The organism is Streptomyces cavernicola (assembly GCF_029968035.1).
In the GTDB taxonomy this organism is placed as follows: Bacteria; Actinomycetota; Actinomycetes; order Streptomycetales; family Streptomycetaceae; genus Streptomyces; species Streptomyces cavernicola.
In genome coordinates this window covers 39818-53750 of sequence record NZ_JASCIQ010000039.1, presented here as the reverse complement: position 1 = coordinate 53750, position 13933 = coordinate 39818, and the positions used below count along the sequence as shown (strand labels likewise).

The 13933-nt window shown below is 70.9% G+C and carries 14 protein-coding genes; 7 read left to right on the top strand and 7 right to left on the bottom strand.

Annotated elements, in window-relative coordinates; translation table 11 throughout:
* Positions 1-10: 10 nt before the first annotated feature.
* From QIS96_RS29850 to QIS96_RS29840, 3 genes are all read left to right on the top strand, one after another.
* On the top strand, positions 11-208 hold the full coding sequence (locus QIS96_RS29850) for an Arc family DNA-binding protein (protein ID WP_282545936.1): 198 nt from the start codon (positions 11-13) through the stop codon (positions 206-208).
* Positions 209-592, top strand: a complete 384-nt coding sequence (locus tag QIS96_RS29845) for a type II toxin-antitoxin system death-on-curing family toxin (protein WP_282545911.1) — start codon at positions 209-211, stop codon at positions 590-592. It begins immediately after the preceding gene.
* Between the two features lie 120 nt (positions 593-712).
* On the top strand, positions 713-2512 hold the full coding sequence (locus tag QIS96_RS29840) for a DEAD/DEAH box helicase (protein ID WP_282545910.1): 1800 nt from the start codon (positions 713-715) through the stop codon (positions 2510-2512).
* Positions 2513-2624: 112 nt separating this feature from the next.
* On the opposite strand, the gene QIS96_RS29835 is transcribed toward QIS96_RS29840, so the two are convergent.
* A complete protein-coding gene (locus tag QIS96_RS29835) occupies positions 2625-2801 on the bottom strand; it encodes a hypothetical protein (protein WP_282545909.1) in 177 nt (58 codons plus the stop codon).
* A 490-nt stretch (positions 2802-3291) separates the two neighbouring features.
* On the opposite strand from QIS96_RS29835, the gene QIS96_RS29830 reads away from it, so the two are divergent.
* Positions 3292-3933 carry an IclR family transcriptional regulator gene (locus QIS96_RS29830; protein ID WP_282545908.1) on the top strand — a complete coding sequence of 214 codons (642 nt, stop codon included), beginning with the start codon at positions 3292-3294 and terminating at the stop codon, positions 3931-3933.
* Positions 3934-4138: 205 nt separating this feature from the next.
* Positions 4139-4936, top strand: a complete 798-nt coding sequence (locus QIS96_RS29825; protein ID WP_282545907.1) for a S16 family serine protease — start codon at positions 4139-4141, stop codon at positions 4934-4936.
* Between the two features lie 28 nt (positions 4937-4964).
* Here the strand turns inward: QIS96_RS29825 and QIS96_RS29820 are convergent, their stop codons facing one another.
* The 5 genes from QIS96_RS29820 to QIS96_RS29800 are packed head-to-tail and all read right to left on the bottom strand — an operon-like array spanning position 4965 to position 9328.
* Entirely contained in the window at positions 4965-5933 is a 969-nt protein-coding gene (locus QIS96_RS29820; RefSeq protein ID WP_282545906.1) for a glycine betaine ABC transporter substrate-binding protein, read from the bottom strand.
* The gene (locus tag QIS96_RS29815) at positions 5930-6805 is read right to left on the bottom strand and encodes an ABC transporter permease (RefSeq protein ID WP_282545905.1); all 876 of its coding nucleotides are present in this window, start codon (positions 6803-6805) and stop codon (positions 5930-5932) included. The genes QIS96_RS29820 and QIS96_RS29815 overlap by 4 nt, the downstream gene beginning before the upstream one ends.
* A complete protein-coding gene (locus tag QIS96_RS29810; protein ID WP_408907281.1) occupies positions 6802-8109 on the bottom strand; it encodes a betaine/proline/choline family ABC transporter ATP-binding protein in 1308 nt (435 codons plus the stop codon). Before QIS96_RS29810 ends, QIS96_RS29815 begins: the two co-directional genes overlap by 4 nt.
* On the bottom strand, positions 8102-8749 hold the full coding sequence (locus tag QIS96_RS29805; RefSeq protein ID WP_282545904.1) for an ABC transporter permease: 648 nt from the start codon (positions 8747-8749) through the stop codon (positions 8102-8104). Before QIS96_RS29805 ends, QIS96_RS29810 begins: the two co-directional genes overlap by 8 nt.
* 45 nt (positions 8750-8794) lie before the next feature.
* Positions 8795-9328 carry an Lrp/AsnC family transcriptional regulator gene (locus QIS96_RS29800; RefSeq protein WP_282545934.1) on the bottom strand — a complete coding sequence of 178 codons (534 nt, stop codon included), beginning with the start codon at positions 9326-9328 and terminating at the stop codon, positions 8795-8797.
* 128 nt (positions 9329-9456) lie between these two features.
* Here QIS96_RS29800 and hppD point away from each other — a divergent pair, with 128 nt between their 5' ends.
* Entirely contained in the window at positions 9457-10602 is a 1146-nt protein-coding gene (gene hppD, locus QIS96_RS29795) for a 4-hydroxyphenylpyruvate dioxygenase (protein ID WP_282545903.1), read from the top strand.
* A 99-nt stretch (positions 10603-10701) separates the two neighbouring features.
* Here hppD and QIS96_RS29790 read toward each other — a convergent pair whose 3' ends face one another.
* Positions 10702-12417 carry a tetratricopeptide repeat protein gene (locus tag QIS96_RS29790; RefSeq protein ID WP_282545902.1) on the bottom strand — a complete coding sequence of 572 codons (1716 nt, stop codon included), beginning with the start codon at positions 12415-12417 and terminating at the stop codon, positions 10702-10704.
* A 109-nt stretch (positions 12418-12526) separates the two neighbouring features.
* Here QIS96_RS29790 and QIS96_RS29785 point away from each other — a divergent pair, with 109 nt between their 5' ends.
* Positions 12527-13918, top strand: coding sequence for an FAD-binding oxidoreductase (locus QIS96_RS29785; protein WP_282545901.1), 1392 nt, complete (start codon positions 12527-12529; stop codon positions 13916-13918).
* The last annotated feature ends 15 nt before the right edge of the window (positions 13919-13933 follow it).

Sequence of the window (13933 nt, the reverse complement as noted above, 5' to 3'; positions counted from 1 at the left end):
TGGTATGGCGATGAACCTACGTCTTCGTGACGATCAGCAGGACGCACTCAGACAGCGGGCCGACGAGGAGGGACGCAGCATGCACGCCGTGGTGTTGCAGGCGATCGACCGTTATCTGGAGCAGGAAGCGGACCGGGCGGAAGTCCGGCGGCTCGGCGAGAAGTACGCGGCCCGCCACGCTGACCTGTTGCGCAGGCTGGGGGAGTGAGTGAAATACCTGACGGTCCAGGAAGTCCTGGACTTGGCCGAGCTGGCCTGTGGCCCGCAGCAGATCGCCGTACGTGACCTGGGCCTGCTCACCTCTGCGGTGAACCGCCCCCAGTCCCAGATGTTCGGCGTCGAGGCGTACACGGACCTGTTCGAAAAGGCGGCCTCCCTGCTGCACTCGCTGGCCGTGAACCATCCGCTGGTCGACGGGAACAAGCCGATGGCCTGGATGTGCACCGTGGTCTTCCTCGACATCAACGGCACCGAGATGCTCGATGTCGATCAGGAGGAGGCGTACAAGCTGGTGATCGAGGTAGCGGCAGGCAGTCTGGAAGATGTCGCCGAGATCGCCGGAAGACTCAAGGCGCTGCACGCGGCGATGTGAGCCCCGTCCCACCCCCGACGGCTCCGGTCAAGTCGACCGGAGTCGTCATCGTGTCACCGGTAAGGTGGCCCGGTTGTCATACGTAGCCGAGCGCAGTGCGCAGGAACCCCGACGGAGACCGTGACTACCTCGACCGCCGCCGCCACCTCCAACCACCACCTCTCCCCCGCCTTCCCCGGCCGCGCCCCCTGGGGCACCGCCAGCAAGCTGCGGGCCTGGCAGCAGGGGGCCATGGACCGGTACATCCAGGAGCAGCCGCGGGACTTCCTCGCCGTGGCGACGCCCGGCGCAGGCAAGACGACCTTCGCGCTGACCCTCGCCTCCTGGCTGCTGCACCACCACGTGGTCCAGCAGGTGACGGTGGTCGCCCCGACCGAGCACCTGAAGAAGCAGTGGGCCGAGGCCGCCGCCCGGATAGGGATCAAGCTGGACCCGGAGTACAGCGCGGGCCCGCTCAGCAAGGAGTACCAGGGCGTCGCCGTCACGTACGCGGGCGTCGGAGTGCGCCCGATGCTGCACCGCAACCGCTCCGAGCAGCGCAAGACCCTGGTGATCCTCGACGAGATCCACCACGCCGGCGACTCCAAGTCCTGGGGCGAGGCCTGCCTGGAGGCCTTCGAGCCCGCGACCCGCCGCCTCGCGCTCACCGGCACCCCGTTCCGCTCGGACACCAACCCGATCCCCTTCGTCACGTACGAGGAGGACAACCAGGGCATCCGGCGCTCGTCCGCCGACTACACGTACGGCTACGGCAACGCCCTCGGCGACGGCGTCGTGCGGCCCGTCATCTTCCTCTCGTACAGCGGCAACATGCGCTGGCGGACGAAGGCGGGCGACGAGATCGCGGCCCGGCTCGGCGAGCCGATGACGAAGGACGCCGTCAGCCAGGCCTGGCGCACCGCGCTCGACCCGCGCGGCGACTGGATGCCGAACGTCCTGAAGGCCGCCGACCAGCGCCTCACCGAGGTCCGCAAGGGCATCCCGGACGCGGGCGGCCTCGTCATCGCCTCCGACCAGGACTCGGCCCGCGCCTACGCCAAGCTGATCCGCGAGATCACCGGCACGAAGGCGACGGTCGTCCTCTCCGACGACACCGGCGCGTCCAAGAGGATCGACGAGTTCAGCGGCGACGACTCCCGCTGGATGGTCGCGGTCCGCATGGTGTCCGAGGGCGTCGACGTGCCCCGTCTCGCCGTCGGGGTGTACGCGACGACGATCTCGACGCCGCTGTTCTTCGCCCAGGCCGTCGGCCGTTTCGTACGGTCCCGGCGGCGCGGCGAGACCGCATCCGTGTTCCTGCCGACCATCCCCGACCTCCTCGGCTTCGCCAACGAGATGGAGGCCGAGCGCGACCACGTCCTCGACAAGCCGAAGAAGGACGGCGAGGAGGACCCGTACGCCGAGTCCGAGAAGGAGATGGACGAGGCGAACCGGCAGGAGGACGAGGACACCGGCGAGCAGGAGCAGTTCTCCTTCGAGGCCCTGGAGTCCGAGGCCGTCTTCGACCGAGTCCTGTACGACGGCGCCGAGTTCGGCATGCAGGCGCACCCGGGCAGCGAGGAGGAGCAGGACTACCTGGGCATCCCGGGGCTGCTCGAACCCGACCAGGTGCAGATGCTGCTTCAGAAGCGGCAGGCCCGGCAGATCGCGCACAGCAGGAAGAAGCCCGACGAGGACGCCGACCTGCTCGAACTGCCCGCCGACCGGCGGCCGGTGGTCTCCCACAAGGAGCTGCTGGAACTGCGGAAGTCGCTGAACACGATGGTGTCGGCGTACACCCACCAGTCCGGCAAGCCGCACGGCGTGATCCACACCGAGCTGCGCCGCGTCTGCGGCGGCCCGCCGAGCGCGGAGGCCACGGCGGGACAGATCCGGCAGCGCATCGCCAAGGTCCAGGAGTGGGCGACCCGGATGAAGTGAGCCCGGGGGAGGGGCAGTTGGGCCCCGGCGGGCCTTTCTGGACCCCCTCTCGGTCCCCTCTCGGCCCGCTCCCGGCCCCCTCTCGGCCCGCTCCCGGCTCCTCTCGGCCCGCTCAGCCCCGCTGGCCCGGCGGCCGTCCGTGGCGGCCGAGCGCGACCATCCCCGCGCCGACCGCGAGCGTCAGCGCGCAGGTGACCGCCGTGGCGGCCGCCGTGGGCACCGCCCAGAGGACCGCGCCCGTGCCGACGGAGACGGCGACGCAGAAGAGGGCGGTACGGCGGAGCTTCATGTGCGGCGGCCTTTGCTGAGACGGCTTGCGGTTGCTGAGACGGCTTGCGGTTCGGGTCCCGGTGTGCCGGTCCGGGTCGTGGACGGGGCCGCGGGCCGACTGAGGGCCAACGTAATGTGCGTACGACACCCAGGGCGCCCGCAAAGGTCCCCGGCCACGAGCCGGAAGTCCCGAAGCGGGCGCGACCTCGGCGGCCCAAGGTCCCCAAAGGGGCAAACCGCACCTGATCCACGCCTGTCCGTAGAGCTGGGTGCCCGGATTCTGGACAAAGTCTTCCGCTCAGCGGGACAAGCTCGCTACTGTCCCGGGGAAACGTACACGCCCCGTGGCAACGCCGCCGCGGAGCGCAGCCGGTGCCACAGGTGGCACCGGGGCGAGCGTGCCCCGGCCGCCTCTTCGCCCGGCGGCCTCTGACGCGCGTCACCGACGGGACTCGGTGGCGGAACGTCGTATCGGGGCCGTCGCAACTCACCTCTAAGGAGAGGGCGTCGTGACCGCGGAGACTTCTCAGACGCTCGACCGAGGCCTGCGGGTCCTCAAATTGCTCGCCGACACCGACCACGGCCTGACCGTCACGGAGCTGTCCAACAAGCTCGGGGTCAACCGCACCGTGGTCTACCGGCTGCTCGCCACCCTGGAGCAGCACACCCTGGTCCGCCGTGACCTGGGCGGCCGCGCCCGCGTCGGCCTCGGCGTGCTGCGCCTCGGCCGGCAGGTGCACCCGCTGGTCCGCGAGGCCGCGCTGCCCGCGCTGCGCGCGCTCGCCGAGGACATCGGGGCCACCGCGCACCTGACGATGGTCGACGGGGCGGAGGCGCTCGCGGTGGCGGTGGTCGAGCCGACCTGGACCGACTACCACGTGGCGTACCGCACGGGCTTCCGGCACCCGCTCGACCGGGGCGCCGCGGGCAAGGCCATACTCTCCGCGCGCCAGGGCCTGCTCAGCGACCCCGGCTACACGCTCACCCACGGCGAGCTGGAGGCCGGCGCGAGCGGCGCGGCGGCCCCGCTGGTGGGGGTCACGGGCATAGAGGGCAGCGTAGGAGTGGTGATGCTGGCGGACGCGGTCCCGGAACGGGTGGGGGAGCGAGTCCTGGACGCGGCGAAGGAGGTCGCGGACGCGCTGAGGTAGGTGGGGCGCTCTTCAGGTGTGCGGTGCCTTATAGGGGCGCGGGGAACTGCGTGCCCAGCCACACGCGACGGGGCAGCCGCCGAGCCCAGGGACGAACCGGGCCGGTGGGCGCAGGCCGCAGGCCGAGAGCGGGGCCCGGGGGCGGCAGCCCCGGGGCCGAGCCCCGGACCACGGCAAGGAACGGCCAACGGACTACATTGACCCCGTGCTCACTCGCCTCACCGCCCTCCCCCGCCGCACAGCCCTCACCCTCAGCGCGATCCCCGTACTGGCCCTCCTCGGCGTCACCGCGTTCGCGCCGCTGCCGTTCGCGGTGGCCCAGCCGGGGTCGACCGCGGACGTGCTCGGTGAGCACAAGGGCGAGCAGGTGATCACGATCGAGGGCGCGCCCACCCGGCCCACCGAGGGCAAGCTCCTGATGACGACGATCGCGGCGACCGCCCCGAACGTGGAGGTCGACCTCGGCGAGGTCGTCGACGCCTGGTTCCGCACCGACCGCGCCGTGATGCCGCGCGAGGCCGTCTACCCGAGCGGTGACACCACCGAGGAGATCGAGAAGCACAACCTCGGCGAGATGAAGAAGTCCCAGGGCGACGCGGTCGCGGCGGCCCTGAGCCACCTGGACGAGAGCCCGAAGGACGTACGGGTGGGGCTGAAGATGGAGGACATCGGCGGCCCGAGCGCCGGCCTGCTCTTCACCCTCGGCATCGTCGACAAGCTGGACGGCGACGGCAGCGGCGGCGACCTCACGGGCGGCCGCACCATCGCGGGCACGGGCACGATCACCGCCGACGGCAAGGTCGGCGCGGTCGGCGGCGTCGCCCTGAAGGTGCAGGCGGCCGGCCGGGACGGGGCGAGCGTCTTCCTGGTCCCGAAGGCGGAGTGCGCGGACGCCGAGTCCGAACTCCCCGACGGCGTACGGCTGATCCCGGTCACCACGCTCGACGGCACGGTGGACGCCCTGCGCGCCCTGAACACCAAGGGCAAGGTCCCCAGCTGCTGACCGTCCCGCCCCGCGAGGCCGAGAGCGCTCAGCCCTTCTTGACGAACCCCTCCCGCACCATCCAGTCGAGTGCCACCTTGTGCGGGTCCTCCCCGTCCACGTCCACGCGGGCGTTCAGTTCGCGGGCCACGTCGTTGTCGAGCTTGGCGGTGATCGGGGCGAGGACGTCCGCGATCTCCGGGAACTCCTTCAGGGACTCGGAGTTGATCTCGGGGGCGGCGTTGTAGTTGGGGAAGAAGCGTTTGTCGTCCGCCATGACCGTCAGGTCCATCGCCTTGATGCGGCCGTCGGTCGTGAAGACCTCGCCGTACGTGCAGGTGCCCTTCGCGGCCTGGGTGTAGATGATCCCGGTGTCCATCTTGGTGATGTTGGCGGGCGGGACGTCCATCCTGTACTGCTTCTGCATGCCCGGCAGGCCGTCGTTGCGGGAGGCGAACTCGCTCTCCACGCACAGCGTGACCGCCTTCGGGTCGGACTTCGCGAGCGCCGCCACGTCCGACAGCGTCTTCGTCCCGTACTTCTTCGCGTTGGCCTGGTTCAGGGCGAGCGCGTAGGTGTTGTTGAGCCGGGACGGCGGCAGCCAGGTGATGCCGTTCTTCGCGTCCGCGTCGCGCACAGCCTCCCACTGTTTCTGCGGGTCGTCGATGGGCTCGGTGTTGCCCTGGTACGTGATCCAGGCGGTGCCCGTGTACTCGTACATCAGGTCCGCGTCGCCGCTCTTGACGGCCTCGCGCGCGCCGATGGAGCCCTGGATGCCGGTGCGGTCCAGGACGTTCGCGCCGGCCGCTTCGAGGGCGATGCCGGTGATCTGGCCGAGGATCAGCTGCTCGGTGAACTCCTTGGACGTGACGGTGAGATCGACGCCGTCGAGGGGCCGGCCCTTGCCGACCGTGCCCGGCCGCACGTCGTCCACCATGGGGGAGCCGCTGGTCAGCCCGCACCCGGCGAGCAGGGCCAGAGCGGCCGCCGGGACGACAGCACGCGTACGCCGCCTCATGACCGCACCTCCAACCCCCGCGGCCGCAGCAACAGTTCGGCGAGCGACGCCAGCCAGTCCACGAGCAGGGCGAGCGCCACCGTGAGGATCGAGCCGAGCACGAGCACCGCCATGCGCTGGTTGGTGATGCCCGTGGTGATCAGGTCGCCGAGCCCGCCGCCCCCGCCGAACGTGGCGAGCGTCGCCGTGCCCACGTTCAGGACGAGCGCGGTCCGCACGCCCGCGAGGATCAGCGGTACGGCGAGCGGGAGTTCGACCTTGCCGAGCACGCCCAGCGGGGACATGCCGATGCCGCGCGCGGCCTCCAGGAGCGTCGGGTCGTTGGCCTTCAGGCCGGCGATCGTGTTGGACAGCACCGGAAGGACCGCGTAGATCACCATGCCGAACAGGGCGGCCTTCATGCCGATGCCCATCCAGATCACGAGCAGCGCGAGCAGACCGATCGCGGGCGTCGCCTGCCCGATGTTGGCGAGCGCCATCGCGACCGGGGCCGCGGCGCGCAGCTTCCGCCGGGTCAGCAGGATGCCGAGCGGGATCGCGATGATCAGCACGAAGAACGTGGAGATCGCGGTGAGTTCGATGTGCTGGCGAAGGCGCAGCCACACGTTCCCGTCCGCGAGGGCGTTCTCCGCGATCGAGTCAAGCTCGGCGTTGCTGAACCACAGCCAGGTGATCAGCAGCGCGACCGTCAGGACCGAGGGCAGGATCGTCAGCTTCTGCCAGGTGATCCGCGGCGGCTCCTTCTGCGGTACGACCGGGGCGGCCTCGCCCTCCTCGCCGACGTCCCGGAACGGCACGCCCTTGACCTCGTGCTCGCCGTCGGGCCGGGCGGGCGGCGGTGTGGGGCTCGACGGCCCCTGCGACGTGTTCACGCCCGCTCCTCCCCGGTGGCGTCGGCCCCCTCCTGCTCCCGGTGGGTGTGCTCGGCGCGCTGTTCCTGCAGCTCGTGCTGGTGCTCCACCGCGTCCAGGCGGTCGGCTTCGAGGAGTTCGTGCACGGAGTTCATCAGGGTCTCCATGTCGACGACGCCCTCGTACGCCCCGCGCCGCCCCGTCACCGCGACCCGGCCCGCGTTGTCGGTGAGCACCGCCTCAAGGGCGTCGCGCAGGGTCGCGTCGCGGGTCACCGTGTCGTGGACGAGGGTGCCCGCGCGGGCGAGCGAGCCACGGGCCCGCATCAGATCGCCGCGGCGCAGCCACTTGTACGGGCGGCCGCGCTTGTCCAGGAGCAGGATCTCGTTGGTGTTGCCGGAGCGGAGCTTGTTGAAGATGTCCTGCAGTGGGTCGTCGACCGTCACGGTCGGGTAGTCCCGCACCTCCACATCCCGTACGCGCGTCAGGTTGAGGCGCTTCAGAGCCGCGCCCGCGCCGACGAAGCCGGAGACGAAGTCGTCGGCGGGGTTGGTGAGGATCGCCTCCGGGGTGTCGAACTGGGCGATGTGCGAACGCTCGCGCAGGACCGCGATCCGGTCGCCCAGCTTGATCGCCTCGTCGAAGTCGTGCGTGACGAACACGATGGTCTTGTGCAGCTCGTGCTGGAGCCGGATCAGCTCGTCCTGCAGGTGGTCGCGGGTGATCGGGTCGACCGCGCCGAACGGCTCGTCCATCAGCAGCACAGGCGGGTCGGCCGCCAACGCCCTTGCCACGCCCACGCGTTGCTGCTGTCCGCCGGAGAGCTGGCGCGGATAGCGGCCGCGGAACTCGCCCGGGTCGAGGCCGACCAGGTCGAGCATCTCCTCGACCCGGCTCTTGATCCTCGACTTGGACCAGCCGACCATCTTCGGCACCAGGGCGATGTTCTGCGCGACCGTCATGTGCGGGAAAAGCCCGGAGGACTGGATCGCGTACCCGACCTTGCGGCGCAGCTTCACCGGGTCCATGTCGGTGACGTCCTCGCCGCCGATCCGGATGCGGCCGCTGGTCGGCTCGATCAGGCGGTTGATCATCTTCAGCGTCGTGGACTTACCGCAGCCCGAGGGGCCGACGAAGATGACGAGCTCGCCCGCCTTGATCTCCATGTTGACCTCGTCCACCGCGGGGTTGGGGCTGCCCGGGTAGCGCTTGGTCAGGTTCTCCAGCTCGATGGTGGCGCCGGTGGCCGCGCCCGCGCCGGTGCCGTCCGCCGCGCCCGCGGCCCCCGTACTCGCACCGTTCGTGGTGGTCGTCGTCTCAGACACGGATGCCCCTCGGAATGGTCAGTCGTCCGATCAGGACGTACGCGGCGTCGAAGAGCAGGGCCAGGACGATGATCCCGAGCGTGCCCGCGAGCACCTGGTTCAGGGCGTTCTTGCTGCCCAGGGAGGCGATGCCGCGGAAGATCTCGTTGCCGAGCCCGGGGCCGGAGGCGTACGCGGCGATCGCGGCGATGCCCATCAGCATCTGCGTGGCGACCCGGATGCCGGTGAGGATCGGCGGCCAGGCGAGCGGCAGCTCCACCCGGAACAGCCGGGCCGTCCGCGACATCCCGATGCCCTTGGCGGCGTCCACCAGGGACGGGTCGACGCCGCGGAGCCCGACGATCGAGTTCCGCACGATGGGCAGGAGCCCGTACAGGGTCAGGGCGATCACGGTCGGCGCGACGCCGAGCCCGACGATCGGGATGAGCAGACCGATCATGGCGAGCGACGGGATCGTCAGGATCGTCGACGTCGTCGTGGTGGCCAGCGACCCGGCCCATTCGCTGCGGTACGCGACGACCCCGATGACCACGCCGATGACCGTGGCCACGACCATGCACTGGAAGACCGCGCTGGCGTGCTGAAAGGCATCCGTCAGGAGTTGCTGATGGCGGCTGCCCAGGTAGTCCCAGAAGTTCACCCGGCTGCACCTCGGCTCTTCTGTTCTTCTGCGTCAGGTTCTGTGTCAGGTCGGAACACCGTCGCGAGAGCTCGGCTCCAGCGACGCCGCCTGCTCCACCAGCGGGATGATCCGCAGCGGAACGGGGTTCTCCATGACGATCGCCGTGGCGGCCCGGACGATGCCATCAAAACCCACAACCCGGTCGATCACACGTTGAAGGTCCGCGTTCGACCTGGCCACGAGGCGACAGAGCATGTCCCCGCTGCCCGTCGTGGTGTGCAGTTCGAGCACTTCGGGCACGGTGGCGAGATGCGCTCGTACGTCCGCTCCCTGGCCCTGTTTGATCTCCAGGGTCGCGAACGCGGTGACCGGGTAGCCGAGCGCCGCCGGGTCGACGTCCGGGCCGAAACCGCGGATGACGCCGTTCGACTGAAGCCGGTCGAGCCGCGCCTGCACCGTGCCGCGGGCGACGCCGAGCCGCCGGGACGCCTCCAGGACGCCGATGCGGGGCTCCCGGGCGAGCAGCACGATGAGACGGCCGTCGAGCTCGTCGACGGTGGGGCCGACCGGCGTTCCCGGAGGGTTTCCTGCGGACATGGCGTGGATCACACTCCCGATGGTCATCCTGCACAGATCGTCCGGACATATTGGCCGCCCGCTATGCAGATTGCCCAGGGGTTCAGTGAACTATTGCGCACCTTGTGGATCGGCGGGAACCTGCGGACATGACTGAGACCACACATGCCACCCCCCACACCGCCCGGCAGGCCGATCCCTTCCCGGTCAAGGGAATGGACGCGGTCGTCTTCGCCGTGGGCAACGCCAAGCAGGCGGCGCACTACTACTCGACCGCCTTCGGCATGAAGCTCGTCGCCTACTCGGGACCCGAGAACGGCAGCCGCGAGACCGCCAGTTACGTCCTGGAGAACGGCGGAGCCCGGTTCGTCTTCACCTCCGTGATCAAGGCCGCCACCGACCGGGGCCGCTTCCTGGAGGCCCACGTCGCCGAGCACGGCGACGGCGTGATCGACCTCGCCATCGAGGTCCCGGACGCCCGCGCCGCCTACGCGTACGCGATCGAGCACGGCGCCACCGGCATCGAGGAGCCGTACGACACCAAGGACGAGCACGGCACCGTCGTCCGTGCCTCCATCGCCACGTACGGCAAGACCCGGCACACGCTCGTCGAGCGCACCGGCTACGACGGCCCGTACCTGCCGGGCTTCGTCGCCGCCGACCCGATCGTCGAGCCGCCCGCCAAGCGCACCTTCCAGGCCATCGACCACTGCGTCGGCAACGTCGAGCTCGGCAAGATGAACGAGTGGGTGGCCTTCTACAACAAGGTCATGGGCTTCACGAACATGAAGGAGTTCGTGGGCGACGACATCGCCACCGAGTACAGCGCGCTGATGTCGAAGGTCGTGGCCGACGGGACTCTGAAGGTCAAGTTCCCGATCAACGAGCCCGCGATCGCGAAGAAGAAGTCGCAGATCGACGAGTACCTGGAGTTCTACGGCGGCGCCGGCGTCCAGCACATCGCCCTCGCCACCAACGACATCGTCGAGACGGTACGCACGATGCGCGCCGGCGGCGTCCGCTTCCTCGACACCCCCGACTCGTACTACGACACCCTCGGCGAGTGGGCGGGCGAGACCCGCGTGCCCGTGGAGACACTGCGCGAGCTGAAGATCCTCGTCGACCGGGACGAGGACGGTTACCTGCTGCAGATCTTCACCAAGCCGGTCCAGGACCGGCCGACCGTGTTCTTCGAGATCATCGAACGGCACGGGTCGATGGGCTTCGGCAAGGGCAACTTCAAGGCACTGTTCGAGGCGATCGAGCGGGAGCAGGAGAAGCGGGGGAACTTGTAGGTCGTCGTCAGGTGGTCGTTGCCCGGGGGCGCCGTGGATCGCCCTCCGGGCTCGTCCTCAAGCGCCGGACGGGCTGATCATCGGCCTCCGGCCTCGTCCTCAAGCGCCGGACGGGCTGATTTTTGACGGCGCGGGCGACTTGGGCGGTGAGGTCGACGGGGCCGGCGTCGGCGTCGCGCTCGGTGACGGTGTGGCCGTCGGCTTCGGGCTCGGCTTCGCCGTCGGGGTGGCCGTCGGCTTCGAACTCGGCCTCGCCGCAGGCGAGTTGGGGCGGGCCGGGGCCGCAGGCCTCGGGGGAGAGGGCGGCGGTGTCGGCGTCCCGTCCATGTTCGCCGGACCGCCCTCCGGCGGCTCGCCGAGCGCGTCCAGGGCCTCCTGGGCGTACGGCACGAGCAGCGGCGAGAAGTGCGGGTTGATGCGCATGGCCTGCTGCAGATGGCGGCGGGCCGGACCGTACTTGCCGATCTCGCGCTCGATCTCGCCCCGGTGGTACGCGAAGAGCGCGCTCATCGGCCCGTCCTTCATCGCCCGCGTCGCATACGGCAGGGCCTTCTCGCTCTGGCCCGCCCGGTGCAGCGCCCAGCCGAGCGCGTCGCTGACCTCCCGGCCCGGCCGGCGCCGGAACTCCGCCGTGAGGCGTCGTACCGCCGCCGCCGGGTCGCCGTGGTCGGCCTCGAAGCGGCCGAGGATCAGCTGGGCGTTGACGCCGACCGTGCTCTCCTCCCGCACCCGCGCCCGCAGCAGCTCGTACTGCGCCTGCGCGGCCGGCGTCATGCCGAGCGACTCGTACAACTCGCCCAGTTCCAGGGCGTATTCGGGGCGCGGGAGCTTCGTGATCGCCGCCTGGTAGCTGGCCATCGCCTCGGAGTTCCGGCCGAGCGCGGCCTGGGCGCGGCCCTTGCCCGCGAGCGCGGCGTGGTGCTCGGGCTCGGTGCGCAGCGCCGCCTCGAAGTAGTTCAGCGCCTGCGCGGGCTCGCCGCGCTCGAAGAGCAGCTCCCCGAACCGGTGCTGGTACGCGGCCTGTTCGGCGGGCGTCTCGGCGAGCGCCGCCGCGTCCGACAGGTACGCGGCCGCGTCCTCGCGCCAGCCCCGGTCCCGGTAGACCTGCGCGGTACGGGCCATCACGGCGCTGCCCGACCGCAGTTCCTGCAGCTTCTCCAGGGCCTTGCCGACCGCCTTGTCGTCGCCGAGCCCGCCGTACGCCTCGATCAGGAGCGGGTACAGGGTCCAGCGTTGCGGCGCCTTCGCCAGTGCGGCCTCGCCGTGCTTCTTCGCCGCGCGGTAGTCGTGCCGCGCGTTCGCGAGCACCGCCATCCCGGCGAGCGCCTCCACGTTGCCCTGCGCGCCGGAACGCCTCGCGAGGGACCGCTTCAGGGCCGCGTCGGCCTTCGCCAGATACGCCAAGTCGGCCGTCCGGCGCGCCTGTTCGACGTATGCGGAGCCGAGTACGGCCCAGGACTCCTCGTCGGCCGGATGCCGGCGCAGATGCGCCTCACGGTCACCGATCAGCGCGGCCAGATCGGGCAGCGCCGCCGGCACGCCCGCCCCGTACGCGGCCTGCGCCCGCCCCACGGGGCCGAGCGCGGGTGGCGCTCCGTCCTCCGCGAGCCGCGGCACGACCGTCACCACGCCGGCCAGGACCACGGCCCCCGCGACCGAGGCGAGCAGCACCCGCCGAGGCGAGGCGGCCCGCCGCCGACGCGCCGCCCGCGCACCCGGAGGCGCGCCATGCGGAGTGTCCCGAGGCGCGTCCTGCGGAGTGTCCCGAGCCGCGTCCTGCGGGGCGTCCCGATGCGTATCCCGATCGATCTCCATGGCGGACACTGTGCGCCAGAAAATGGGCCCATACGACGAACACACCGCGCCCTGCGCCGCCCGACGCAGACGGGTTCACACCGATGGCCCCCGGTGCGACCCTTGGATCATGAACGGTGCCCCCGAGAGCCACCCAGGTCAGCTCGCGGCCCAGCTGCGCGAGGTACTCCCCGCCGAATCCGTCCTCACCGACCCGGACGTCATGGCCGCGTACGCCAACGACATGGCCAGCTTCTGCGAGGCGGGCGCGCCCGCCGTCGTCGTCCTGCCGCGCACGGTCGAACAGGTGCAGCACGTGATGCGCACCGCGACCGCGCTGCGGGTCCCCGTCGTCCCGCAGGGCGCGCGCACCGGCCTGTCCGGCGCCGCCAACGCCTCCGACGGCTGCATCGTGCTCTCCCTGACCAGGATGGACGCCATCCTGGAGATCAACCCGATCGACTGGGTCGCCGTCGTCGAACCGGGCGTCGTCAACGCCACGCTCTCCCGCGCGGTGGGCGAGCACGGCCTCTACTACCCGCCGGATCCCAGCAGTTGGGAGCAGTGCACCATCGGCGGCAACATCGGCACGGCCTCCGGCGGCCTGTGCTGCGTCAAGTACGGGGTGACGGCGGAGTACGTGCTCGGCCTCGACGTCGTCCTCGCCGACGGCCGCCTGCTCAAGACCGGCCGCCGCACCGCCAAGGGCGTCGCCGGGTACGACCTCACCCGTCTCTTCGTCGGCTCCGAGGGCAGCCTCGGCATCGTCGTACGCGCCGTGCTCGCCCTGAAGCCCGAGCCGCCGGGGCAGCTCGCGCTCGCCGCCGAGTTCGGCTCCACCGAAGACGCCTGCGCGGCCGTCGTCAAGATCATGGAGGGAGGGCACGTGCCTTCCCTGCTGGAGCTGATGGACCGTACGACCATCAGGGCCGTCAACGACCTGGCGCAGATGGGACTGCCGGAGACCACCGAGGCGCTGCTCCTGGCCGCCTTCGACACCGCGGACCCGGCCGCCGACCTGGCCGCCGTCGGAGAGCTCTGCGCCGCCGCCGGGGCCACCGAGGTCGTGCCCGCCGACACCCACGCCGAGTCCGAACTGCTGCTCCAGGCGCGGCGGTTGTCGCTCACCGCGCTCGAAGCGGTCAAGGGCACCACGATGATCGACGACGTGTGCGTGCCCCGCTCCCGGCTCGCCGACATGCTGGAGGGCACCGCCCGTATCGCGGAGAAGTACGACCTCACCATCGGCGTCTGCGCGCACGCTGGCGACGGCAACACGCACCCCACCGTCTGCTTCGACGCCCAGGACCCCGACGAGTCCCGGCGCGCCCGCGAGTCCTTCGACGAGATCATGGCGCTCGGCCTCGAACTCGGCGGCACGATCACCGGCGAGCACGGTGTGGGCGTCCTGAAGAAGGAGTGGCTGGCGCGCGAGATCGGGCCCGTCGGGGTCGAGCTGCAGCGCGGGATCAAGCAGACCTTCGACCCGCTCGGCCTGCTCAACCCCGGCAAGCTGTTCTGACCCGTCCGCTCCGTT

What these genes read in the sequence shown, in the direction of transcription:
- QIS96_RS29850 (WP_282545936.1), top strand. Translation starts at nt 11, where the DNA reads ATGAACCTACGTCTTCGTGACGATCAGCAGGACGCACTCAGACAGCGG.
- QIS96_RS29835 (WP_282545909.1), bottom strand. Translation starts at nt 2,801, where the DNA reads ATGAAGCTCCGCCGTACCGCCCTCTTCTGCGTCGCCGTCTCCGTCGGC.
- QIS96_RS29820 (WP_282545906.1), bottom strand. Translation starts at nt 5,933, where the DNA reads ATGAGGCGGCGTACGCGTGCTGTCGTCCCGGCGGCCGCTCTGGCCCTG.
- QIS96_RS29800 (WP_282545934.1), bottom strand. Translation starts at nt 9,328, where the DNA reads ATGTCCGCAGGAAACCCTCCGGGAACGCCGGTCGGCCCCACCGTCGAC.
- hppD (WP_282545903.1), top strand. Translation starts at nt 9,457, where the DNA reads ATGACTGAGACCACACATGCCACCCCCCACACCGCCCGGCAGGCCGAT.
- QIS96_RS29790 (WP_282545902.1), bottom strand. Translation starts at nt 12,417, where the DNA reads ATGGAGATCGATCGGGATACGCATCGGGACGCCCCGCAGGACGCGGCT.
- QIS96_RS29785 (WP_282545901.1), top strand. Translation starts at nt 12,527, where the DNA reads ATGAACGGTGCCCCCGAGAGCCACCCAGGTCAGCTCGCGGCCCAGCTG.